Here is a 24,145-nt window from a genome sequence, read left to right as displayed (position 1 = left end):
TCTTTGTAATTTTTACTGTAATCTAAATTACTGCATAAAAGTAATTAATTAGTATAGTACCAGGTAGGGGTGGTTTTGTGGAGCCAGTTTTATATACAATGGATGGGTGCTTAAGCTGTTTTAAAGCAAAACAACATCTAATTCAAAGTAATATTTATTTTATAGAAAAAAACTATTTAATGATCTAAATGCTGCATTAGAAATAAGGGGTTTACTAGGAGAAGTTAATGCCAACGTATTTGTAGATGGAACCTTCATTTTAAAGGGACGTGAAATTTTAAGGGTAAAAAAATAGGGATAATCCAAATAAATGAAAAACATACATATTTTTGAGGGATAATTAATTACTATAAAAAATAAATCGAGTTATAGCGAAATTTTCGTTTATATATGGTTTGGCATAATGGGAAAAGAATCGCTAATCGTCCGTTAATTAATCTCACGTTCAACAACAAGCTATCTAATAAGATACTTCAATTTTTATCAACTCTAATAAAATATAAACCATGTACTTATAGTACATGGTTTATATTTTAAATTAGCACAGTAATAAGAACTAGCATGTGTATTTTCGTTGCAAAATATTAAATAGTTACCTTTTAAGATGTTTGTTTTTTGAACAGATTTTAAACGCAATTGCAACTATTATAGAGAAAAACAAATGAGTTCCTAAGGTCATTAATTGCTGAGGAGCAAAAGCATTTAAAAGGTTTGTTCCCATCCCCATCATTATAGGCATGATTACAAGAGGACCCACTATCCAAATTCCAACCCCAAAAACAATTGTGAGAACAAGACGATTTTTAATAACGGATGTTAACAATCCGAATGTAATGCCAAAAATAATACTTATCATCATATGAATAATCCAGCCACTAAGTAAGCTGCTGCTTCCCATTATCCCTGCAATCATGGCTATCTTACCCATCATTTGCATGATTATTCCAAAAATAATCCCACCAATGATGCCACCTATAATTCCAATTTTAATTGTTTTATTAACCGAAATTTGCACGTATATCACTCCTTTTTTGTTTGCATTGTTATCGTAACAGAGTGAAAAAAACAATTCTGTAATGCTAATTACAAAAATCAGAATTAGGCAATTTCCTATCCTCTATTGAATTCAAACTAGTTGTTAGTTAAGCTTAAAAATTAACTGGTTATTAAAAAATCATTAAAAAGAGCAAGCATACAGCTTGCTCTTTTCTTATAAATAGATTTATTTAGACTTTAGATTTTTACCTATATATTGAACAATCTTTCTAAGCTCTGTCGATGTTGGACGACCAAATGGACTGGTTTGCCTCTGCTGATATAGTAGTTGTCCATTTTCATCCACAAGAAAGTACGCAGGTTCTCCATGAGTACCGTGGTCTTCATAAGGTGCATCATCACCATGATAGAAAACATCGTAAGCTTTTAAAGCAACCAGGGATTCATCTGATAAAATTGGGAACGATAAGTTGTTCTCCAATGCCATCTTCTTTAAATTTTCTAACTTGTCAGTAGACACAGTAATAAGATGTACATTTTTCCCTTCAAAGAAACCTTTACTCTCTTCAAGATCCTTCAGATCATGGACGCAAACTGGGCACCAAGCTCCTCTAAAAAAAATAATTAATTTCCAACCCTTAGATTCTTTAAGATAGGTTTCTAAAGAAAATTCCTGTCCAGTTATTTCAGGGAGTGTAAAGTTTGGAACCTTTTTACCTAATGTAAAAATAGTCATTTTGTCTCCTCCTTTTCATAAATGAATGATTCCTAAATCTTCTAATGCTAAATTACACACATTATATTATCTTAATTAGCACTTAAAATATGTAAGCATCATTACATTGCTTGAGAATATCAAAAATCACACAAATTCCAGCTGTTCATAATAATTAATGGGGGCAATCCCCCTTCTATAAAGATAACCAGAATTTAGAAATCATATTTCTAGTAGAAAATAGCTATTCTAAGTAGGAAATTCATAATTATAAGGAGGGATTTGATTATGACAGTAATTACTAAGCTTAAGCAAACTATTTCTGGATTAAAAAGTGCTCAAGCATGTTTAGAAGGATTTGCTCTTGATACTGACAATCAGCAAGCAAAACAACTGTATCAAAATGCTGCTCAGCAAGCGCAGACAATTATTGATTCTTTAGAACCACGTGTTCAGGAGGTTCAACAAGATGAGCCTCAATATAAGCAATAAAAAGCTGTCATCTTCAGATTTTTTCCAGAGGTCTTATTATAGTTAGATTTATATATCTGATGGGGTTCGCTGTATGCCCATCAAGTTAAGAAATTTGTTGTTCCTCAAAACGAAAAAATCGATCTAACTCCTCATATATAGCTGTAAAACAATAAAATTTTCGTTTTGGGGGCATTTACTTTTTTTTAGTTGATAACGATGTGGTGCTACCCCATCGCCATCAACTTAAAAAATTGATTTTCCTCCAAAACGAAAAAAATGAGTTGAATTCTCATAAATAACTGTAAAAAGGTAAATTTCTCGTAATGGAGATGTCTCAAAATCTTAGCTTGATAGGTATGTGGTGGTATCCCTATACAGTTACTCATAAATTTCGTACTGTGTAACTCAAAGGAAAAAGTTAAATGAAATTACTGATAGCAAGGGATTCAGTGATAGACTCAGTTACACACAATATAAGATATGGGTAAGTGGTGTGATATAGTAAATGAAAATATATCGATATAAAATGAGTTGCAAGTGATGTGATATAAACTTAAAGAATAGGAAGATCGTTATCAGCAGTACGGGTTTTACAAATAAACCTATTAAACGAAAAGCTTTAAATATAGAGCGCACAACTTTCATGAAGATGCCCCCTAAATCAAATAATATATCAAGTATGTATCGTTATAAGTTACTCTATCACTTTGCATGTTCTTCCATTTTCTTATCAAGTGCTTTAGCATAAGCATCTTTAGTTTCCTGATTTAATTCATAAATTGCCTTATCCCACTGTTCACCTTCTACACCTGACATATGTGGAGTGCTTTTAAGTATAGCTAATTCAATCTCTTTTCCATCTTCTTTATTAGCGTCTAGTATTATCTTTGTTCCTTTTCTTGCATCTGTTACGCCTTCTAACACAAGTTTGTTAATGTCCTTGTACTTATCAGGTACTTTTATATTCTCCATACGGTCTAAAGCTTCATCCATAGCGTCTGCTGTTTTGAATACCTCTTTATATCCTTAACATTGAATTCATTTATAAACAGTATATTAAGAAGGAATGTGTGAATCATCTAAACAAAAAAGTGCTAACAAGTTTGCAAACGAACTTGCTAACACTCATACAAAATAGACATAAATTATCGCTGATATGTCTTCCTTAATAATAGCCATAATCAATTAGAACATACTAATATGAAATGCCCATACAATCATTCTTGATATACATGATAATAGTATAAACTCTATATTTCTTTTAATAATTTAGGGTTATATCTTTTCTGCATTAGACGCTTTTAACCACGCTTCATAGAATTCTATAACTGATGCATACCGTTCTGCTCGATTGGCATTTACAGCGCGATACGCTACCTCATATAATTCCTTACTTGCTTCCCATTTTATAAAAGAACGATCTTTTTCACCGCCTAAAAGTGAGAAAGCCATTGCTCCCATATTAAATACATTTGTTCTTTCATCGATTGTTGCGTTTAGTTCAAATTCCTCTGGTGACATAAAACGGGAGGAACCCCATAGCCGGCCCATTTTATTTATGTAAGGTTTCTTACTGTATAAATCTATATCACAAATTTTTGTCTCGTTTGTATTAAAATTATATAAAATACTACCGTCATAAAAATCTATTGCTACATAGTTTTTCTTTTCTACATAAGTATGGAAAGAAAAAATGGAATGTAAGGAATGAATTCGTTCTATAGCAGATAAATGTCTAAATTTATAAAATGGAGAGTTTGGATTTTTATATTTCTCAGTAGGGGGGAAACTCCAATGCGAATGAAGACATTCACCATCAAACCAATCGAAAATTAATACATATCCAGATTGAACTGGAAAATGATCAATTAGTCTTATGAGCGATTCATGCTTTAAATCTTCATAGATAGTAACTGAATTTTTTAGCCTTTTAATAGCATCACCCGTTGTTCCTTCATATGCAATTGTTTGTGCTCCTGCGTATTTGATAAATTTCTTATGCCCATCTTTTTCTACACCAAAACTTATATTCCCTGAATCTTGCTGGTCAAAAACTGCAAATACGGTCCCTAATTTAATAAGCCAATCAAAATTATGATATTCTTTTAATTGGAATGTTACGTTATTTAACTGAATTTCGACGGAATTATCTTTCATAGATTACCTCACATTTAATATAATTAAGTTGTACATTCCACTATTCGACATATTTTATGGAAATCCTATGCTAACAACATAAAATTTTATAAATATAATGATAAACACTTATAGAGGGGTGAGTATAATGGATCAACAAATTGTTATTAAACCGTATCAAAAAGACTGGGTTGAAGAGTATATAAAAGAAGAAGAGAAATTCTGTTCCTTGTTAGGACAAGAAATAATCGCTGTTGAACATATAGGGAGCACAGCAGTAGAAGGATTAGGAGCTAAACCTCTTATTGATATGATGATTGGCGTAACAGACTTACAAATTACTGAAAACTGGATTGAAGTTCTATCGGAAATTGGATATGAGTTTGTCCCAAAAGAAGCAACGAATTGGCGTTTTTTTAGAAAGGGAAAATGGAGGGCAGGTACTCATCATTTGCATGTTTATATTTATAATAGTGACGAGTGGAGAAACAATATTTTATTTCGCGACTTTCTAATAAGCCATGAATGGGCACGTAAAGAATATAGAGAATTAAAAGAGATGCTTGCTATTACATATGCTTTTGATCGTGTTTCATATACAAAGGCAAAAGCACCGTTTATTCAAAACATAATAAAGTTAGCTGAAAAAAATCAATAATAATTGTCAGTGATATTGAAATTCTCATTTTATTTTAATCTTTCTCTCATGTTCTTTTCTTTTTTATTTGATAGACTGCTTGTTACAAAGCTTTTGTGAGTAAGGAGATTAAATAAAATGGAGAAGATATTAAGAAATAAATATTTTCGTGTGTGTGTTAAAATTATGGGCATTACTATTATTATTTGTAGTGTAGTGATGCTATTTATTAATGTTATATACGGCAATGTTCTGAATGTAAAATGGTTAAATAAAAAATTAGGCTCTTTTGGTGAATATGGGGCTATTATCGCTGCTTCACTATGGTTTCTACGCCATATATGGGTGTTTTTAAAGAAGAAAAATATACAAGGATTTAAAAAAGTTAAAGAAGTGTATCTATTTGCAAAAAAGTTTCATGTATTAATTGGATACGCTATAATAGCTGTTGCAATTACTCATGGTGTTTACTTTTTTATAAAAGGGAGTCCTCATATTTTACTCATATACAGTGGTATATTTTCTCTATTAGCCTTAATCGCACTAGGGGTTGTTGGGTTTTATTTACAGAAAATAAATAAGAAAGAAAAATTTATGATGTATAGAAAATTGCATCAAATCATTGTAATTATATTTGGAATAGGATTATTTATTCATTTAATCGTCTAGGAGGAACTATCGTTGCAACACATTTTAATTATTGAGGATGAGGAAAGTTTAGCAGATTTTCTAGAATTAGAACTAAAATATGAAGGGTATAAAGTAGATATACAACTAGATGGAAGAAAAGGGTTAAGCGCAGCACTTGAAAAGAATTACGATCTCATTTTGCTTGATTTAATGCTGCCTGGATTAAATGGACTAGAGGTATGTCGTCGACTAAGAGCGACTAAAAATACACCTATTATTATGCTGACTGCTCGTGATAGTATTATGGACCGTGTGACAGGTTTAGATAGTGGAGCGGATGATTATCTTCCGAAACCATTTGCAATTGAAGAACTGTTAGCACGTATGAGAGTGATATTTAGAAGAGAAGAACATATTGAAAACAAGCAGGTTTCATTTCTTACATTCAAAGATTTGCAGCTTCAGATTGAATCTCGAACTATAACTAAAGGAAATGAAGAAATTGAACTTACAAATAAAGAATTCGAGTTATTGCTTATGTTTATGAAAAATATTAATCGCGTACTTACTCGTGATGTTTTACTGGACCAAGTATGGGGATATGATGCAATTGTTGAGACAAATATCGTTGATGTATATGTTCGTTATTTGCGAAACAAGTTACATAGTGTAGATAAGGAGGAGTATATCCAAACAGTCCGTGGTGCGGGATATATAATGAAATGATAAAAAATATTATGTTTCGAATTCGAAATCTACCTATAAAGTGGAAACTAACACTTTGGTCCACTACACTAGTATTTATTTTATTCATCTTATATAGTGCTTTGCAGTTTATTGTAATCAATAAGTGGACTATAGATTATGAACAGAAACAAATAAATAGGCAAGTGACGGAAATAGCGGCATATTTCCAAGATAAAAATGATACCCTTTCGAGTAAAACATTTGAAAACAGTAAAGATTTTCTAAACAATATGATTGATAAGCATCAAATGATTCGTATTATTGACATGGATGGGGAGCCGATTATTACTGTTTCACGAGATTTTAATGAAACGTGGATAAAGCCGAAACAGGTTATAAAAGATGAGTCATTTATAAAAAGGCATTTAGAAGATCGAATATTAGTTAAGCGCATACCAATTAAAACGAAAGAGTTTACTGGCACTATTGAACTTACGAAAAACCTAGAGACATTTGATTATTTATTAAAAGTTATTTTAGTGGTAATGCTTATTGCTGGAATATTTGGATTGATATTTAGTTTTTTAGGTGGGATTCTTATAACGAAGAAACTATTATCAAGTGTTCAAAATATAACAGATACGATGAAACGTATTAAAAAGAATGGACTAAATGAACGGGTTCCAGTACGAGAAAATAATGATGAGCTTGCAAAATTATCATTTCTCTTTAACGAGATGATGGATGAAGTAGAAACTTCTTTTGCACAACAGAAACAGTTTGTCGAAGACGCATCTCATGAACTAAGAACACCGTTAACAATTATTCATGGTCACTTAGCGATGTTAAACCGATGGGGGAAAAATGATCCAGCAGTATTAGATAAATCTCTTCAATCTAGTTTAAAGGAAGTAGAGCGTTTAAATAAATTAGTTTCAGAATTGCTAGAACTATCAAGAGCTGAATCTGAACAAATGTATCCAATAGCAGCTGAGCCAGTCCATGTAAATAGCGTATTAAAACATGTTACACAAAACTTTGTAGTACTCCAAAGTGATTTTCAATTTGATATGAAATTCGGGGATGACGAGGCTTATGTGTCAATGCCATCATCTTACTTAGAACAAATTATTATTATCATAATGGATAATGCAGTTAAGTATACAAAAGAGGTTAATAAATATATTTGCATAGAATCCAGTTTACAATCAGGGAAAGTTAAAATTCGTGTAATAGATCATGGAGCGGGAATACCTGAATCCGATTTACCATTTGTTCTTAATCGGTTTTACCGAGTTGACAAAGCGAGAAGTCGAAAACAAGGTGGAAACGGACTAGGTTTGTCTATTGCAAAACGACTTGTAGAAAAATATAAAGGAGCTATTAAAATAGAGAGTAAAGAAAATGAAGGAACAATCGTTACGATTACATTACCATGTATAATAAAATAAGCCTTCAAAGAAAGGGTGCTTCTTGCATTCCTTCTTTTTTTACGATCAAATCATTTTGTTTATTTCGAAATTTCTAGTACATTAAAATTATTAAGGGGGAATAATAATGAAAGCTATCGTACATCAATATAAAACTGGATTTGACGGTGTAGAATATAAAATATCACCTGAGAGAGCACTTAATGATGGGGAAGTTAAAGTGAAGTTAAAATCAGCAGGCTTAAATCATCGGGATTTATTTATTATGAATAATAGAAAAGAAATACAATTACCTTTAATCTTAGGATCAGATGGTGCAGGTATTGTTACGGAAATTGGAAACGGTGTTTCTGATAACATATTACATACAGAAGTTATTATTAATCCTAGTATTGGATGGGAACATGCTACTGAAGTACCGGAGTTACCGGAAGTGCTAGGTGGACCGAAAGATGGAACGTTTGCTGAATATGTAATTGTACCAGTTGAAAATGTTGTAGAAAAGCCGTCATATCTTACTTGGGAAGAATCAGGTGTTTTATCTTTATCCGCATTAACTGCATATAGAGCGCTTTTTACAAAAGGGAGATTGAAGTGCGGCGAACACGTTTTAATTCCGGGAATAGGCGGTGGTGTTGCTACATTTGCCATGTTATTCGCGAAAGCAATTGGCGCAAAAGTGAGTGTTACTTCAAGGGTAGAGAATAAAATGGAACTTGCTGCAAAATATGGTGCAGATATTTCTTTTCATAGTGCCGGAAATTGGGAAGAGAGCTTACAAGGTGAAAAAGTAGATTTAATAATAGATAGTATAGGTCCAGCAACTTTTTTGAAATATTTTGATGTATTAAAACCAAACGGAAGAATCGTGAATTTTGGTGCAAGCTCAGGAGATAAAATTGAATTACCATTACGCGCGCTATTTTACAATCAAATTGATATTATGGGAACATCCATGGGTAGCCGTGAGGAATTTAATGAGATGATAAAGTTTATAGAAAAACATCAAATTAAACCAATTATTGATAAAGTTTACTCGTTAGAAGAAGCAATTCGAGCACTAAGCCGTATGGAACATGGAGAACAATTCGGAAATATTGTACTTCAAATGAATTAAAAAATATGATTTTGCAATTAGTATATTTAAATGAACATGTTATGTATTCCAAACATGAAAAAAATACGAACCGCCTTATTATAAAGGTTTACCGGCTTTATACATAAATAGCGTATAAAATTTGTTTTATAATTGTCAAATGAGTAATAGTAAAATGAGAATTAGATGAAAAAAGTTTAAGCCCATTTTCATAATGGTATTGTATACTGTGTAAATCAAGAACACTTGTAAGTAGGGAGAGAGTATTATGAATTACACAGTATTTCAGTGGTTTAATAATTTTGCTGATTCATCCAAACTATTAGATACAATAATGGTTGCAATTACAAATAGCGCTGCATACGTAGCCATTTTATTTATGCTTATCTTATGGTTTAATAATGGAAAGAAAGAGAATGCAATTAGAAAACAATATACAGTTTTATATACGACGCTTTCGGTTATTATTGCATTAGTAGTAAATGTTCTTATACACGCAGTATATTACCATCCGCGTCCGTTCGTATCACATGATGTACACCAATTAGTACCACACGCAGCAGATTCATCATTCGTTAGTGATCATTCTGTACTTGTATTTTCAATTGCCTTTGTATTTATTCTTAGAGGAGAAAAACTGAAATATATCGCGCTCTTATGGGCAGTGTTAGTCGGTATATCACGTATGTATGTAGGTGTTCATTATCCTTTAGATATACTTGGTGCAGCTTTCATAACACTTGTTACGAGCGGTTTAGTAATGCAAAGTACACGTATGTTTGAACCAATAGCGAAATTCGTATTCAAAATGTATGCATTAGTAGCGAATCGAATTCCTTTCTTAGCAAAATATAACCATATCGCATAATTTTCTTATAAAAAGTTCCCCTTTGGAAATCCAGAGGGGAACTTTTTATAGTAAATAAGAAAAGAGTTTAGAGTGCTATGCAATCAAGTTTTGGTGAAGTTAATATTCAGAAATTTCACGCACCGTATTTTAATGAAATAAAACAAAAACAAAAAATAACAATAGTTAGTTTCGTATTGTTTTAAAGGAATTAAAAAGAAAACTTCGAAACATATAGTATCGTAAACAAAAACTACAAATTATAAAACGCATCTTCGTACGAATCCATTCCAAAAGAGAGGAGATAAGTATGCAAAAACTTCAAACGAATAAAGGCGCTCGATATATGATGATTGCTTTTATTGTTTTGTTTCTTATTATGATTTTGCGTATAGTCTATATTCAGGCAGTAGGAGTCGTGCATAATGTAAATGTAAAGGACCTCGCGGATGAACAACATAATAAAAAAGGTGTTTTAGAAGCGAATCGTGGCACTATCTATGACCAAACGGGAAAGGTGTTAGTACAAGATTCTACAACATATCGAGTTGTTGTGAATTTAAAAGGAAAAGATAAAGTGAAAAATAAAGATGAAACCGCACAACAATTAGCCGATGCGCTTGAAATTGATAAAGAAGAAGTATTAAAAAACTTTCATGAAGGGCGTACGCAAGTTGAAATTGGGAAAATTGGTCGGAACTTATCTAGGGAAAAGAAGGGAAAAATTAATGATTTAAAAATACCAGGTGTATCTTTTATGTCGGAAAAAGCAAGAGTGTATCCGAATGAAGACTTTGCATCCTATATACTGGGTTTTGCTAGACCAGATGATAAAGGGAATACGGAAGGGAAGTTTGGGCTTGAAAAGAGTTTGGATAAATATTTGCGCTCGACAAACGGGAATATAGAATATGTGGGTACACGAAGGGGGATTCCGCTTACAAATGATATAGGTAAAGTAGAACCTGCTAAAAATGGGAATAACGTGTATTTAACGCTTGATAAACAAATTAATAGCTTTTTAGAAGAAGCGATGAACAAAGCACAAGAGCATTATGATCCTTCTATGTTAATTGGCATTATTGCTGAGCCAAAAACAGGAAAGGTTTTAGCGATGGCTAGTAAACCTAGTTACAATCCTAATGTAGGTGATATCGAATACTTTTTAAATGATCCGATTGCAAATGCATATGAACCAGGTTCAACTATGAAAGTTTTTACGTTAGCAGCTGCCATTAATGAAGGTGTATATAACGGAAAAGAATATTTTCAATCTGGAAAATATTCCGTTGGTTCCTCTGATATAAAAGATCATAATGGTGGATTTGGATGGGGATCAATTACATTTGATGAAGGTTTTGAAAGATCATCAAACGTAGCTTTTTCTATTTTAGAAGATCAGTTACTGAAACCAAATAAATTTAAGCAATATATGAATAAATTTGGATTCAATCAAAAAACAGGAATAGATTTACCTGGAGAAAGTAAAAATACTTTATTATTAAATACGCAAATTCAACAGGTTACAACTTCTTTCGGTCAAGGTTCTACAGTAACTCCGATTCAATTAATCCAAGCGGCTACTGCTATAGCAAATGACGGGAAAATGATGCAACCATATATCGTTGATAAAGTTGTAAATCCAACAAATAAAGAAGTTATTATGGAAAATCAACCGAAAGAAATTGGGAATCCGATAAAAAAAGTAACAGCGGACAAGGTTAGAAGCTTAATGGAGCGTGTTATAACATCTTCAAAAGGAACTGGTACAATGTATAAAGTGGATGGTTATCCAATTGGAGGTAAGACAGGAACAGCACAAATCCCGAATCCTGAAAACGGCCGATATATGGAAGGGAAAGAGAATTACATTTTCTCCTTTTTAGGAATGGCTCCAATTGATGATCCGGAGTTAATCGTATACTTAGCTATTAAGCAGCCAAAGTTAAAAGGAGATGAGTATGGAGCTCAGCCTCTTGCTGAAATATTTAAACCTGTTATAAAAAACAGCCTTGAATATTTAAAGGTGAAACCGTATACCGAAAAACAAATAGCTGATGCAGCGAAACAATCTCAATTAAAAGTACAAAATTATGTAAATCAATCGATGGGTACAGCAGAGAAAAGTGTAGAAAAAGAGAAGCTACAGCCGGTAATTTTAGGAGAAGGAAAAATAATAAAACAATATCCACAGTCTGGCGAGGTAATGAGTGAAGGTGATCGTATATTTTTATTAGGGAATAACGCACAAATGCCAAATGTAAAAGGTTGGTCCATGCGTGATGTTATGTATTTCTCTAAGCTTTTGAAATTAGATTTGAAAACTTCTGGTACAGGTTATGTAACGAGCCAAAGTATTGAAAAAGGACAAGATTTACATGAAGGAGATACACTAGAACTAGAATTAGAACCGCCGTTACAACCGTTAACAGAGGCGAATACGAATTAATTCAGGTATTTGGAAGGAGCTAGATGCAAATGGCTCTTTCTTTAGAGCTGTAAGTAATTTCACGCACCGTAATTTTCAGAAAAAACAATAAATAAAATACTTAACAGTTACTAAAACAAAAAAACTTACATATATTGAAATTAGAACGATTGTTCAATTTTTGTATTAAACGATGGAAGGAGTCTACATTGAATAAAAGACGATATGATAGTGATTTAGCCAAAGAAATAATAGGAGAAAAAGCGATAGAGTTATTTTCCTTAAAAGGGTATACAAGAACCTCCATTGATAACATTGCTAAAGCCTCTGGTTATAGTAAAGGACATATATATTATCATTATAAAAATAAAGAAGAATTATTTGTTTATTTAGCTAAAGACAGTATGAAAAACTGGCATGATAAATGGAAAATGGCAGAAAAAAAGTATACAAACGCAACTGAAAAATTATATGGAATGGCTAAATTTGTACTTTATAATTACAAAACGCCGTTATTAAGAGCGGGGCAAGAACTTGCCTCTGATCCGAGCACGAATCCTTCTACAGTTCAACAACTTTATGGTTTAGCTGTTGTCCCTTTAAAGGTATATCAACAAATTTTAGATGAAGGTATAAAAAGTGGTGAGTTTTATATGAAAAATGTTGAGGGTTCATGCCTTTTATTAGGTGCATGGCTAGGTGGATTATGTCAATTCATTCATTCAATTGAAATGGAGAAATTAGAAGTTTTATTTGAAGAAGCTATTAAAATTTTTTTACTCTCTATTTCAAACAAATATATGTAGCGTGACAAGCGAATTAGAACGATTGTTCAAATCCTTACACTCGTCCGTTTTCATTATATGTATAAACAACAGGAGGTTATTTATATGGATGAGCAAAGAGTCGCAATTATAACTGGCGGCGCTTCTGGTATTGGTAAAGCTTTAGCCATTCAATTAGCAAATAAAGATATATTTGTAATTATCGCTGATATTAATGAAGCCTGTGGCCAGAACCTTGTGAATAATATAAAAAATAATAATCAACTAGCTAGGTTCGAATATTTAGATGTTACTAACGCTGGATCCATAGAAGAACTTATTATAAAAATAGTTAATGAGTTTGGTAGAATTGATTATATGTTTAATAATGCAGGAATTGCTATGTATGGAGAAGTATACGATATGTCTTTGGATGATTGGAAACATATTATTGAAATAAATTTATTAGGAGTAATTTTCGGGACACAATTGGCTTACCAATTCATGAAAAAACAAGGGTTTGGTCATATCATTAATACTGCTTCTGCAACTGGTTTAGGACCAGCTCCCCTTTGTACCGCGTATGCAACAACCAAACATGCTATCGTAGGTTTAACAACTTCATTACATTATGAGGCGGAAGAATACGGTGTAAATGTAAGTGTGCTTTGTCCAACTTTTGTAGATACACCCATATTTGAAAAATCAATTGCAATTAATATGAATAAGAATCAAATTATAAAACAACTAAAAACAAATAAGCCAATTTCAGCTGACAAGTTTGCTGAAATTGCACTGAAAGCTATTCATAAAAATAAATTAGTAATTTGTCCAATGCCATTAAAAAAAACGATGGACGTATTCTTTACTTTATTTCCTTATCTTCATAAAAAGCTAATGCGTTTCGTATGTCGAATTGGTCGTAAAGCAAAAATGACGAAAATATAAATATCTGATTATTTTTTATTTACAGTTAAATGGATATGTGATAATATGGAAAAAATTAAATGCAGTGAAGAGAAGAGTAAATAAAATGAATTTTTCACAGAGAGCTCCATTTAGCTGAAAAGGAGTAAAAATTCTTTATTGAACCAAGCCTCTGAGCAGCGCATCGGAACCTATTATTAGGGGATGGTGTGACGGGAGCTCCCGTTATAGAGCTATGGTATAAGCATGAGTTAGAATGCAGTACCTGATAAGGTTAATATGGTGACATATTAACAAACTAGGGTGGCACCGCGATGATAAATCTCGTCCCTAAGATTAAAAGTCTTGGGGGTGGGATTTTTTTATTGTTTTAAAACAATTTGGAAAGCGGGGGCCAAAAATGAAAAACTTTCTTAAAGATTGGAAATATCCTTTATTACTACTGTCCGGTGTTGGTATTGCGAATTTAGGGGCATGGATTTACTTAATAGCACTGAATGTACTTGTCTATAATATGGGTGGATCAGCCTTAGCTGTTGCTGCTTTATATGTAATAAAACCATTAGCCACTTTATTTACAAACGCTTGGTCTGGGAGTATGATTGATCGTTTAAATAAACGGAAATTAATGATTCACCTCGATATATATCGGGCGTTATTTATCGCTATTTTACCTTTACTTCCGTCACTTTGGATTGTTTATGTATTTGTATTCTTTATAAGTATGGCCAGTGCAATTTATGAGCCAACTGCTATGACGTATATGACGAAATTAATTCCAGTAGAACAAAGACAACGTTTCAACTCATTACGTAGTTTAATAGGATCTGGTGCATTTTTAATTGGTCCAGCGATAGCAGGGGTTTTATTAATTGCGAGTACACCAGAGATTGCTATATATATAAACGCTATAGCATTTCTCTTATCAGGATTCATTACATTACTTTTACCTAATCCTGATAAGAAAGAAGATTTGGATACAACTAGTAATACATTATCTCTTACAGTATTAAAAAAAGATTGGAACACTGTTATAAATTTTAGTAGAAAACATGTGTATGTCGTATGTGTGTATTTCTTATTTCAAAGTATGTTCGTATTAGCAACTGCTACTGATTCACTTGAACTATCGTTTGCGAAAGAGGTATTACTACTAACAGATAGCGAATACGGTTTTCTAGTTAGTATAGCTGGTGCAGGAATTATTTTAGGTGCCATAACAAATACAATTTTATCAAAGAAATTAGCACCTTCATTTCTAATTGGAATAGGATCATTATTCATCGCAATTGGTTATTTAATTTATGCTTTTTCAAATGTATTTTTAATAGCTGCTATTGGATTCTTTATTTTATCTTTCTCTATGGCATATGCAAATACAGGATTTTATACATTTTACCAAAATAACGTTCCCGTTCATATAATGGGACGGATCGGGAGTATATATGGACTTGTTATTGCGTTAGTAACAATCTTTATTACAATATTATCTGGTGTTGCGACTCAGTTCATTTCTATACAACTTGTAGTTATTGTAGGTTCATTCATCATGTTATTTATTACTATCGTCTTGTGTGTGTTTACTTTATTCCCATCACAATCTAAGTTGTATTTTACTGAATCAATAAAGTGAAACTTTAATCAGGGGGCATCCCCCCCACTGATTATCAGCCCTCACCAAGCGGGCTTTTACGGGCAGCCCGATCCCTACTTAACTTCTTTGCTTTCGCTGAATTTTGAGATGGGGGTCTTACTGCCCACAAATAGCGGGATAAATTCGAAATGAACTTTGTGTTCTCATTAACAATTTATCGTATTTAATAAAAGGGTTCTTTCCCCTTTATATGGAAAAATCAATAAGGGGAAAGAACAATACCGAAAGATAAGGGTGGTTGTCGTGATAAAAACAAAAGATGAAATTGATAAAATTATAAAAGAAATACAAAAGAAAATAGATTTCTCTGGAGTAGTTTTAGTAAAAAAAGAAAAAGACTTAGTCTATGAAAAAGCTTTGGGTTACGCAAACCAAAGTGAATGTATAAACAATACGATACAAACAAGATTTGGCATTGCCTCAGGATGTAAAATTTTCACTGCAATTGGCATCTGTCAACTTGTTGAAAAAGGTTTTATTTCTTTTCATACAAAATTAAAAGATTGTCTAGAGATAAAATTTTCAAACTTCGATGAAGATATTACAATACATCAACTACTAACGCATAGCGCTGGTATACCAGATTATTTTGATGAAAGTATTATGGATAACTTCGAAGATCTTTGGAAACAAACACCTATGTATCTATTAAAGAGCTTAAAAGACTTTTTACCATTATTCCAAAAAAGTAATATGATGTTTGCACCTGGAACTAAGTTTCACTACAACAATGCAGGTTTTATTATACTTGGATTAATAATAGAAGAACAGACGGGACTTAAATTTACGGAGTATATAGAAAAGAACATTTTTAATCCGATTGGCATGAATGATTCTGGCTATTTTTCGTTAGATAGATTACCAAGACATACAGCTCTAGGATATATAAAGGACGAAACCAACCAAAATTGGAGAACAAACGCCTACTCTATACCGATAAAAGGAGGAGCTGATGGAGGTGCATATGTTACTGCGCCAGACATGCTGAAATTTTGGGCGGCCCTATTAATAATGAAATTTTAGGAAAGGAATATACAAAATTACTTTTAACTCCTCACATTCAAGTAAATGATAAACAGTCCTACGGCTATGGAATATGGATTGAAACACGAGAGAACAAGGTATTCAAATATCATGTAATGGGATATGATCCAGGCGTCAGTTTTCGCTCGGCTATATATCCAGAATTAGGAATAACTTTAGTTATTACGTCGAATAAAGGGGCAGGACCTGAAAAATTAATGACAGAAATAGAAAGAGCTTTTTAATTATATGGATTTAAAAGAAGAGATACGAAAATAATTTAAACGGGTTCATGATTGTTTCTGTTTTGAAAAATATTTTAGTTAACGAGGAACCCTTTATTTATTAAATAAGTTTTTTTGTAATTCTGTACAATTATATATAATTATATGGATTTTTAAATTAGAAAACATTACTATATAGTTGTAAATTTTTATTATTAATTCATATGAAAGGATGTGTTAACAATTTGTATATGATTAACGGTAGTGTGTTTATTATTTTAGGAGTTATTTGTTATTTAATTGTACGTGGAATATTAATTGGTACCAAAAATACAAAACATGTAATTTGGTGGAAAGAAATAATAAGTTTTTTATTTGTGATCTACATTTGTATGGTTGTTGCAGTAACTTTATTCCCTTTACCAATCGGTTTTCCTTTTAATATTGAAAATCTGAATCGCTCGGTCAATATAATACCATTCGCATCAATTATTAAAGACATCAATCAAATTGGTAGTGCTTATGATGGAGATACCCTATTTATGATTGGTCTAATTGTAAGAAATGTAGGCGGGAATATTTTATTATTAATGCCTTTAGGATTTTTAGCACCAATCCTATGGGATAAATATAAGAAATTCAAAAATACAATTTTATTAGGATTTTCTATATCAGCTAGTATTGAATTGCTACAATTAATTGAGTCTTTATTTAGTGGAGTGGGACGTATTACTGATATTGATGATGTGATCTGTAATGTTATAGGTTCTATTGTTGGATATTGTATTTATATTATCTTTTTAAAAGCTATTAATAAATTTAACATTCGAGTGTTGGGTAAAGCTAATTCTAAAGGTGTGGAATTAGTTGATAAATAGGAGTTTAAACGAGTTATTAAAGGCGTACGAGTAAAAAGTACGTTTTTTTATTTTTATAAATAATGCTTAAGGCTGATGAGAAATCACATTTTCCATCTTACACTTGAAAGTAGCTATCGTATTTCAAGTATGGAATGAAAAGAGGAGAATATAATCTTTAAAGATAAACAAGTTTATAGGAGGATTCTAAATGGATATTTTACTTGTTGTTCTTATTATTGTTTTGATGCAAAGTAAAGAACGAAAAGTGAAAATAAACCGTATTTGGCTCATTCCGGCTTTGTTGTGTTTTGTAACAGTTCAATCCATTATTCATATGGGACAAATAACTTTGCTGCAAGGACTACTGTTTGTTGTAATGCTTGGAATTGGCTTATGTCTTGGGATTATACGGGGAAGAGCTTTAACATTTCGATTAGATAGTGAAACAGGTCATGTACTACGAAAAGGAAATTGGGTAAGTACAATAATCCTTTTTGTTATTTTAGGAGCAAAAATTATGATTAAACAAAGTATGTTTTCGGGTAGTACGCACCAGACATTAATGGTTGTAACAAATGCCTTTTTATGTATTACATTAGGCACTGTGATTAGTAGACGTTATTATATTTGGAAAAAATATAATGAATTAACACAAAAAGCGTAAATACATTCATCCCTTGTTTAACATTGCTAAGAACGGTAATACTAATTAACATTGAACTTTTACAACAAGGGATGATAATATGATATACATTTACACAGATTTTGGTGGAACACATACTACCTCACTAGCTGCAGCGTATCATTTAAATAAATTACCAACGGATCGCAAGTTAACGAAAGAAGAAATTTTGAATGTAGATTACTTTAATAAATTGAAAACAGAAGATATGGGAAAAATTATTTTTCATGGCATAGATGAACATGGTCATCCTGTATATACGATTGGATGCGGCGCATCAAAAGTTGTTGTACCAGCGATGAAGCATTTAGGAGAAATCTTGCAAAAACATTATCAAAGTCATGAAAAGATTATTTTTTCTAATACATCACCAACCGTACCTTTACCAATGACTTTCGGTGGGCTGTTTTCTAGAAGGTTCCATATCGATTTTATTGGCGTACCGTTACTCGTATGGGGAGCAAAAATTTGCTGTGATAATATACAAAGGCTTGTTAGTTATACAAAAGAAGCTGGCCGATTAACGAATGATTATGTTGTAATTTTAGATAATGAAACTTTTAAATAGTATATGATAAAAAGAAAATCGAGCAAATTCCTTGATTTTCTTTTTTATTTGTGAAATAGACAAGAAATAGTCACATTTAATATACATCTACTATAGCCAAAACAATAAAGTCCTGTTACTATTACAGGGATATTCTCTTTTCATAACATAAATATATAGAAAAATTAGAAAAGAGGAATTGAATTAAGGGAGGAACAACATGAAGCGTGTTGCTTGGATTACTGATAGTACAACTGCGAATTTTAAAACAGAAGGAGATAACTTTGTTATCCCAATCGAAGTTATTATTGATGGAATTTCGTACAAAGATTGTGAAGAAGGTGTACGTGAACGTGTTTATAATGCGTTAAACGAAGGTAAAACAGTCACTACTTCACAACCTAATATTGGAGAAATGGTAGAGTTATTTACGAAATGCAAAGAAGAATATGAAGAAGGATTTGCAGTTGCTATTAGCGGAAAAGTAAGTGGAACCTATCAAAATATGAAGTTAGCTGCAGAAATGGCAGGTTTTCCATTAACGGTATTAGATAGTGAAACAACAAGTTATCCAATGGATGAACTAATTAGAAAAGCAAAATCGTTATACAATGATGGTATGACTTTACAAGATATACACAAAACATTAGTAGATGAAAAAAGAAGACCTTTTCATGTATTCCCAAAGAGTTTAAAAGGTCTATATGCAAGTGGCCGTGTAAAGGGCATGCAATTTTTACTTGGAAGTTTATTAAGTGTTAACTTAATATTAGAAGTAAAAGGTGGAGAGCTTTTACTTGAAAAGAAAGTTCGTAAAATCCAAAAATGTCGAGAATATATTAAAAATGAACTTGAAAAAGAATTACCAAAAGTACTTCACATGTTCCATGCTAACGATAAAGCTGGAGCTGAAGAATGGATTGCAGATATTAGACAAGCATTCCCTGAAATGGATTTCAAATTATATCCATTACCAATTTCATTTGCGGTTCATGCAGGTGAAGGAACAATAGCAATTAGTTATTAAGAAGAAAACCCGTGAATAATTCGCGGGTTTTTTTATTTATAAATGGTGCACACCACGCCACCATCAAGTTGAATTTTTATAGCACTCTAGAACGAAATTTGTGTTAACTCGAAACAAAAATCTTATTTTATCGTTTTTTGGGAGCAACCGCAATTTCTTGACTTGATTTGAGATTAAAAATATAAACCTTTTCCTACTGGCTGAACAGTTTCTAGTACAATATCAACCATTTCTTCATTAAGTAGGGTCCTTATAATCCAAGCTGATAGTTCTTGAGCAGCAAAACAACCCGCGGCAGTCGAGATATTTCCTTCGTTTACGAAACTTTGCTCAATAACGTCTACATCAAATTCTTTTAGCTGTTCTACTGCGGAGGGATATGTAGTAGCTTTTTTACCAGTTAGTAATTTTTTAGCTCCTAATAGTAGTGAACCAGAACACATAGATCCTATTAATTGTCTTTGAGGATCTACATGAATGCTATTAATATATTGTTGATTTTTATATAAATCCTTTACACCTTTACCACTTGCAAATATTACAGCGTCGGCAAAAGGGATATCAGATATGCTTCCTGTCATGGGAATACGCAAGCCAGACATAGATATATGAGTTTCTGCCGTTCCTAAAAGCTGGACATCCCAATCAGAAATACCACCGACTAAACGTACACGATTTAATAAATCCCATGGTAGAAAAACATCTATATCGGTAAAGTTATCGAAACAGACTATTGCAATTTTCATTTTCTAACCCTCCACTTATGTATATCATTTTATTAATAATATAAACATCTCTTTTTTATGTTCTATATGCAGTTATAAATCCCTGTATATTACACGTATATGAAGGAGGTGTAGTGATTTTTTAACTCCTCTAAACATAAAAAGATATAAAATCTTTTTCTTGGTTTCTATCGATTTTTTGTACAAAACCAAGATCTGTAACAATAACTCGTAAGGTATTGGGGATGAAAACCTTTAAAATTCTCAAGGAAATGGGTGTAATTTATTACACATACAAATAGAAATAAAAACGTCATCCTTTCTTATGAATTCTCAGATAGAAACACGTTTTTCGTTTTTTTTTTTTTGCATTTTTTCATTAGCTTGCTAATCTATATATAATATGATTTGTATAATTTCCCTAAAATAATTTTGACGTATTTATTTTTTCAATATAAAATAATATTCATCCAAATTTAACCAACAGTATATAAAAGATGTATCTTTTTATATGCATAGGTATAAATCTCTTTAGTTTTAAGGGAAAAGGTTAATATGAAAGTAAAGAAACTAGTTACGCTTGCAGTACCATTTATGCTATTATACGTGTCAGTTCAATTAACCAGAATTCTTCAAGGCCATTTCAGCAACTGAACGAAATCGGACTGGATATTAATTTCAAGAAAAAGTTTCCATATAAACAAAGTATTGTAATAAACCCCGAAAAATGTTAGAGGGTATACAAGAAGGTGACATCATTTATGTTACGGACTTAACTCGAATTACTCGTAGTACAAAAGATTTATTTGAATTAATCGATAACATACGGAGTAAAAAGGCAAATTTAATATCCTTAAAAGATACATGGCTAGATTTATAAGAAGATAATCCCTACATCCAATTCTTAATTACTGTTATGGCGGGTGTAAACCGATTAGAACGTGATCTTATCCGTATGCGATAGCGTGAAGGCATTGAACTAGCTAAGAAATAAGGAAAGTTTAAAAGTCGGTCAAAGAAGTACCATAAAAATCATGCAGGAATGAATTATGCAGTAAAGCTTTATAGAGAGGGAGATATGACTGTAAATAAAAACTTATGAAATTACAAATGTGTCTAGGCCTCATTATATAGAAAGCTATCGGAAAGGAACAGTTGATGAGTTATACCAAATATCGGAAATATATAATAGAAAATAAGTTTCATATAGAGGTGAAATTATATGCCTAAAATTGACAATATGCTAGCAATTCTATGGATGCTACGTTCAGGTGAAAAAATTACTGCAAAACAGATTTCAGAAAAGTTAGAGATAAATATAAGGACTGTGTATCGTTATATTGATACAATTTCAACTAGTGGCGTACCTATAATTTCAGAACCAGGCCATAACGGTGGATACACTTTATTGAACAATTTTGTAGAGGCTCCTCTTTTTTTTGATTTTGAGGAGCAAACTTCACTATTTCACGCTGCTGTTTTTGCAGAAGAAGCCGGATATTATGGAGGTGAAGCGTTAAATAGGGCCATTTCAAAACTAAGTAAATACTCAAATCAAGAGCAGGAAACAAAAATAAACCAACATTTAACTAGTCTTGAAGTAATAAGTCGATTAAATTCACTCTCTGTAGAAACTTTTTTGAAGGAGTTGGAGCAGGCCGTAGCTGACGGGTACTCAGTAAAAATTCTTTACCATAAAAGTGGCGAAAAGCAATTAAATTATAGATTGGTCGATCCATACAGAATTATCTATTGGAATAATAAATGGTATATGATTGGATTTTGTCATCTTAGGAATGATATACGTAGTTTTAGAGTAGATCGAATTGAAAGTTTAATGTTAACCGAAAATAAGTTTAACCAGCCAGAAAATTTTTCAGCACGTGACTTTTTTATAAAAAGTCTTCTTCCACCTATAGAAGATAAGGAAATTATTATTTCTTTGGTTATTAATGGGGATAAAAGTGTATTGGCTGATATTTGCCAACATTGGTTTTTAGGACATTATTTACAAGAACGGACTTCAAATCAAGCAGTGTTTCTTCTTGAAAAAGACATGATACACACATATGTACCTTATTTACTTTTACCGTACAATAAATCTATTAAAGTTATTGAGCCAATAAGTCTTAAGAATAGAATTATTGAAGTTCTGTCTGAATTAATAAAATTTCATCAAGTATGATAACTTCCCTGACGTTAACTGTCAGGGAAGTTATATTATAATAGCTATATAAATTGTGATTGGAGTGTTATTAGATGCAAACAAAAAAAGCTTTTTTATATGTATTTAATACAATGTCGGACTGGGAATATGGATATTTAATTGCTGAACTAAACTCAGGAAGATATTTCAAAAAAGATTTAGCACCTTTAAAAGTAATTACAGTAGGAGCTAATAAAGAAATGATTACTACTATGGGAGGACTGAGCATAAAACCAGATATTTCCCTTGATGAATGTACTCTTGAGAGTAAAGATCTTTTAATTTTACCCGGAGGGACTACTTGGAGTGAAGAAATTCATCAACCTATCTTGGAAAGAATTGGCCAAGCTTTAAAGATTGGCACTATTGTTGCTGCAATTTGTGGTGCAACTGATGCCCTCGCGAATATGGGATACTTGGATACTAGAAAGCATACAAGTAATAACTTAGAATATACTAAAATGGTATGTCCTAACTATAAAGGAGAAAAGTTCTATGAGTTGGAATCTGCGGTATCTGATGTGAATTTAGTTACTGCATCAGGAATAGCTCCTCTGGAATTTGCAATGGAGGTACTTAAAAAAATAGATGTATTTACACCAGATGCATTACATTCATGGTATAACCTAAATAAGACTTATAAACCTGAATACTTCTTCCAGTTAATGAATTCAATAAAGAAATGAAATAACTAAAAAGCTCAATTTCTCTATTTTGATTTGCAGAGAAGTTGGGCTTTTTAATTTTGAATTCCCTTATCGTTGTAAATTGGCATTTTCCTGATGCTATCCCTATGTAACCTTCTATAGTAATCCTACCCCAATAGTTCAATAAATCGATGCTATAATGTCCGTTTATAGGTACATTTCATTAAGTAGAAAGTAATAAATTTATTGAGGTTTAATAATTTTAATACTGATATTTTGACATACATAAAACCAAAAGTTGCATGTTATATTATTAGGCACAACAATATAAATAATGTTGATAAAAAAGGTGAAAGGATTTTTAAAGGTAAAAATAGAAATCTATATAAAAAAATATCTAAATGGTAGGGATATTATGAAAATCGGTAAGTTTGGAGAAGTAAATAACATAAGTATTGATACAATTAGACATTATATGGATCTCAGTCTCATTATTCCTGAAAAAAAAGGAGGACACTATTTTTTTGATGAGTATTGTCAAACAGATTTAGAACTTATATTACATTACAAAGATTTAGGATTTAGCTTGAATGAAATTAAAGAACTATTTTTTTATAAAAATTTAGCAAAATCTATGAATTACGAAAAAAATACCTTTTACCAATCTTTATTTAAACTAAAATATGACAAAATGGAACAGGAAATAGAACTTTTGGAGAAGAAACGGGATAAATTAAAGGGAGTATTACATGATTTATTATTAATAAATGAAACTTCTAATTC

Annotated in this window: 22 protein-coding genes, 4 pseudogenes and 1 other annotated feature; of the genes and pseudogenes, 21 read left to right on the top strand and 5 right to left on the bottom strand. The window is 31.7% G+C overall.

What is annotated here, in order from left to right; translation table 11 throughout:
* Positions 1-592: 592 nt before the first annotated feature.
* A complete protein-coding gene (locus GBN91_RS22985) occupies positions 593-1,015 on the bottom strand; it encodes a hypothetical protein (protein ID WP_152122433.1) in 423 nt (140 codons plus the stop codon).
* A gap of 207 nt (positions 1,016-1,222) precedes the next feature.
* Positions 1,223-1,732 (bottom strand): peroxiredoxin family protein, encoded by a 510-nt coding sequence (locus GBN91_RS22980; protein ID WP_006919912.1) that lies wholly within the window; start codon positions 1,730-1,732, stop codon positions 1,223-1,225.
* A 267-nt stretch (positions 1,733-1,999) separates the two neighbouring features.
* Here GBN91_RS22980 and GBN91_RS22975 point away from each other — a divergent pair, with 267 nt between their 5' ends.
* Entirely contained in the window at positions 2,000-2,203 is a 204-nt protein-coding gene (locus GBN91_RS22975; protein WP_006919911.1) for a DUF1657 domain-containing protein, read from the top strand.
* A 684-nt stretch (positions 2,204-2,887) separates the two neighbouring features.
* Here the strand turns inward: GBN91_RS22975 and GBN91_RS22965 are convergent.
* Positions 2,888-3,208, bottom strand: a pseudogene (locus GBN91_RS22965) (hypothetical protein); the annotation flags it as partial.
* 252 nt (positions 3,209-3,460) lie between these two features.
* Positions 3,461-4,342, bottom strand: a complete 882-nt coding sequence (locus tag GBN91_RS22960) for a protein kinase domain-containing protein (RefSeq protein ID WP_152122429.1) — start codon at positions 4,340-4,342, stop codon at positions 3,461-3,463.
* A 127-nt stretch (positions 4,343-4,469) separates the two neighbouring features.
* On the opposite strand from GBN91_RS22960, the gene GBN91_RS22955 reads away from it, so the two are divergent.
* The 16 genes and pseudogenes from GBN91_RS22955 (at position 4,470) to GBN91_RS22880 (ending at position 19,784) form a co-directional block, all read left to right on the top strand.
* On the top strand, positions 4,470-4,979 hold the full coding sequence (locus tag GBN91_RS22955; RefSeq protein ID WP_152122427.1) for a GrpB family protein: 510 nt from the start codon (positions 4,470-4,472) through the stop codon (positions 4,977-4,979).
* Between the two features lie 117 nt (positions 4,980-5,096).
* A complete protein-coding gene (locus GBN91_RS22950; protein ID WP_152122426.1) occupies positions 5,097-5,627 on the top strand; it encodes a hypothetical protein in 531 nt (176 codons plus the stop codon).
* A 12-nt stretch (positions 5,628-5,639) separates the two neighbouring features.
* Positions 5,640-6,314 carry a response regulator transcription factor gene (locus GBN91_RS22945; RefSeq protein ID WP_001163828.1) on the top strand — a complete coding sequence of 225 codons (675 nt, stop codon included), beginning with the start codon at positions 5,640-5,642 and terminating at the stop codon, positions 6,312-6,314.
* The gene (locus GBN91_RS22940; RefSeq protein ID WP_152122424.1) at positions 6,311-7,726 is read left to right on the top strand and encodes a HAMP domain-containing sensor histidine kinase; all 1,416 of its coding nucleotides are present in this window, start codon (positions 6,311-6,313) and stop codon (positions 7,724-7,726) included. The genes GBN91_RS22945 and GBN91_RS22940 overlap by 4 nt, the downstream gene beginning before the upstream one ends.
* A gap of 106 nt (positions 7,727-7,832) precedes the next feature.
* Complete coding sequence (locus tag GBN91_RS22935) at positions 7,833-8,822, top strand: zinc-binding dehydrogenase (RefSeq protein WP_152122422.1); 990 nt, start codon at positions 7,833-7,835, stop codon at positions 8,820-8,822.
* A 247-nt stretch (positions 8,823-9,069) separates the two neighbouring features.
* Entirely contained in the window at positions 9,070-9,669 is a 600-nt protein-coding gene (locus tag GBN91_RS22930; protein ID WP_152122420.1) for an undecaprenyl-diphosphatase, read from the top strand.
* A gap of 289 nt (positions 9,670-9,958) precedes the next feature.
* On the top strand, positions 9,959-12,097 hold the full coding sequence (locus tag GBN91_RS22925; protein WP_152122418.1) for a penicillin-binding protein: 2,139 nt from the start codon (positions 9,959-9,961) through the stop codon (positions 12,095-12,097).
* Between the two features lie 188 nt (positions 12,098-12,285).
* Entirely contained in the window at positions 12,286-12,882 is a 597-nt protein-coding gene (locus GBN91_RS22920) for a TetR/AcrR family transcriptional regulator (protein ID WP_098286901.1), read from the top strand.
* 84 nt (positions 12,883-12,966) lie between these two features.
* On the top strand, positions 12,967-13,788 hold the full coding sequence (locus GBN91_RS22915) for an SDR family NAD(P)-dependent oxidoreductase (RefSeq protein ID WP_152122417.1): 822 nt from the start codon (positions 12,967-12,969) through the stop codon (positions 13,786-13,788).
* A gap of 55 nt (positions 13,789-13,843) precedes the next feature.
* Positions 13,844-14,102: a binding site (T-box leader), on the top strand.
* A 65-nt stretch (positions 14,103-14,167) separates the two neighbouring features.
* Positions 14,168-15,400, top strand: coding sequence for an MFS transporter (locus tag GBN91_RS22910; RefSeq protein ID WP_000787868.1), 1,233 nt, complete (start codon positions 14,168-14,170; stop codon positions 15,398-15,400).
* Between the two features lie 264 nt (positions 15,401-15,664).
* Positions 15,665-16,689: pseudogene (locus GBN91_RS22905) on the top strand (serine hydrolase domain-containing protein).
* Positions 16,690-16,702: 13 nt separating this feature from the next.
* Positions 16,703-16,771 (top strand): annotated as a pseudogene (locus tag GBN91_RS29620) (GNAT family N-acetyltransferase); the annotation flags it as partial.
* A gap of 142 nt (positions 16,772-16,913) precedes the next feature.
* Entirely contained in the window at positions 16,914-17,546 is a 633-nt protein-coding gene (locus tag GBN91_RS22895) for a VanZ family protein (protein ID WP_000281849.1), read from the top strand.
* A 190-nt stretch (positions 17,547-17,736) separates the two neighbouring features.
* Complete coding sequence (locus GBN91_RS22890; protein WP_152122415.1) at positions 17,737-18,192, top strand: CcdC protein domain-containing protein; 456 nt, start codon at positions 17,737-17,739, stop codon at positions 18,190-18,192.
* A 79-nt stretch (positions 18,193-18,271) separates the two neighbouring features.
* Positions 18,272-18,778 carry a DUF3189 family protein gene (locus GBN91_RS22885; RefSeq protein ID WP_000639421.1) on the top strand — a complete coding sequence of 169 codons (507 nt, stop codon included), beginning with the start codon at positions 18,272-18,274 and terminating at the stop codon, positions 18,776-18,778.
* Between the two features lie 199 nt (positions 18,779-18,977).
* Positions 18,978-19,784 carry a DegV family protein gene (locus GBN91_RS22880; RefSeq protein ID WP_000831921.1) on the top strand — a complete coding sequence of 269 codons (807 nt, stop codon included), beginning with the start codon at positions 18,978-18,980 and terminating at the stop codon, positions 19,782-19,784.
* A gap of 173 nt (positions 19,785-19,957) precedes the next feature.
* On the opposite strand, the gene GBN91_RS22875 is transcribed toward GBN91_RS22880, so the two are convergent.
* Complete coding sequence (locus GBN91_RS22875) at positions 19,958-20,530, bottom strand: DJ-1/PfpI family protein (protein ID WP_087875417.1); 573 nt, start codon at positions 20,528-20,530, stop codon at positions 19,958-19,960.
* A 569-nt stretch (positions 20,531-21,099) separates the two neighbouring features.
* Here GBN91_RS22875 and GBN91_RS29320 point away from each other — a divergent pair.
* The 4 genes and pseudogenes from GBN91_RS29320 to GBN91_RS22850 all read left to right on the top strand — a co-directional run.
* Positions 21,100-21,668, top strand: a pseudogene (locus tag GBN91_RS29320) (recombinase family protein).
* 63 nt (positions 21,669-21,731) lie between these two features.
* Positions 21,732-22,694 (top strand): helix-turn-helix transcriptional regulator, encoded by a 963-nt coding sequence (locus tag GBN91_RS22865; RefSeq protein WP_152122413.1) that lies wholly within the window; start codon positions 21,732-21,734, stop codon positions 22,692-22,694.
* Between the two features lie 74 nt (positions 22,695-22,768).
* Positions 22,769-23,401 (top strand): type 1 glutamine amidotransferase family protein, encoded by a 633-nt coding sequence (locus GBN91_RS22860; protein WP_048567649.1) that lies wholly within the window; start codon positions 22,769-22,771, stop codon positions 23,399-23,401.
* 295 nt (positions 23,402-23,696) lie between these two features.
* A partial coding sequence (locus tag GBN91_RS22850) for a MerR family transcriptional regulator (protein WP_152122409.1) occupies positions 23,697-24,145 on the top strand: 449 nt, incomplete at its 3' end.

This window comes from Bacillus sp. B1-WWTP-T-0.5-Post-4 (genome assembly GCF_009183795.1).
Lineage (GTDB): Bacteria > Bacillota > Bacilli > Bacillales > Bacillaceae_G > Bacillus_A > Bacillus_A cereus.
Note: the sequence above shows the minus strand (reverse complement) of the source record. Positions and strands in the feature narration are given on the sequence as shown.

Coding starts and splice junctions, on each gene's coding strand:
- GBN91_RS22955 (WP_152122427.1), top strand. CDS start 4,470: ATGGATCAACAAATTGTTATTAAACCGTATCAAAAAGACTGGGTTGAA.
- GBN91_RS22885 (WP_000639421.1), top strand. CDS start 18,272: ATGATATACATTTACACAGATTTTGGTGGAACACATACTACCTCACTA.
- GBN91_RS22860 (WP_048567649.1), top strand. CDS start 22,769: ATGCAAACAAAAAAAGCTTTTTTATATGTATTTAATACAATGTCGGAC.
- GBN91_RS22865 (WP_152122413.1), top strand. CDS start 21,732: ATGCCTAAAATTGACAATATGCTAGCAATTCTATGGATGCTACGTTCA.
- GBN91_RS22975 (WP_006919911.1), top strand. CDS start 2,000: ATGACAGTAATTACTAAGCTTAAGCAAACTATTTCTGGATTAAAAAGT.
- GBN91_RS22925 (WP_152122418.1), top strand. CDS start 9,959: ATGCAAAAACTTCAAACGAATAAAGGCGCTCGATATATGATGATTGCT.
- GBN91_RS22915 (WP_152122417.1), top strand. CDS start 12,967: ATGGATGAGCAAAGAGTCGCAATTATAACTGGCGGCGCTTCTGGTATT.
- GBN91_RS22880 (WP_000831921.1), top strand. CDS start 18,978: ATGAAGCGTGTTGCTTGGATTACTGATAGTACAACTGCGAATTTTAAA.
- GBN91_RS22910 (WP_000787868.1), top strand. CDS start 14,168: ATGAAAAACTTTCTTAAAGATTGGAAATATCCTTTATTACTACTGTCC.
- GBN91_RS22950 (WP_152122426.1), top strand. CDS start 5,097: ATGGAGAAGATATTAAGAAATAAATATTTTCGTGTGTGTGTTAAAATT.
- GBN91_RS22935 (WP_152122422.1), top strand. CDS start 7,833: ATGAAAGCTATCGTACATCAATATAAAACTGGATTTGACGGTGTAGAA.
- GBN91_RS22875 (WP_087875417.1), bottom strand. CDS start 20,530: ATGAAAATTGCAATAGTCTGTTTCGATAACTTTACCGATATAGATGTT.
- GBN91_RS22960 (WP_152122429.1), bottom strand. CDS start 4,342: ATGAAAGATAATTCCGTCGAAATTCAGTTAAATAACGTAACATTCCAA.
- GBN91_RS22890 (WP_152122415.1), top strand. CDS start 17,737: ATGGATATTTTACTTGTTGTTCTTATTATTGTTTTGATGCAAAGTAAA.
- GBN91_RS22980 (WP_006919912.1), bottom strand. CDS start 1,732: ATGACTATTTTTACATTAGGTAAAAAGGTTCCAAACTTTACACTCCCT.
- GBN91_RS22940 (WP_152122424.1), top strand. CDS start 6,311: ATGATAAAAAATATTATGTTTCGAATTCGAAATCTACCTATAAAGTGG.
- GBN91_RS22930 (WP_152122420.1), top strand. CDS start 9,070: ATGAATTACACAGTATTTCAGTGGTTTAATAATTTTGCTGATTCATCC.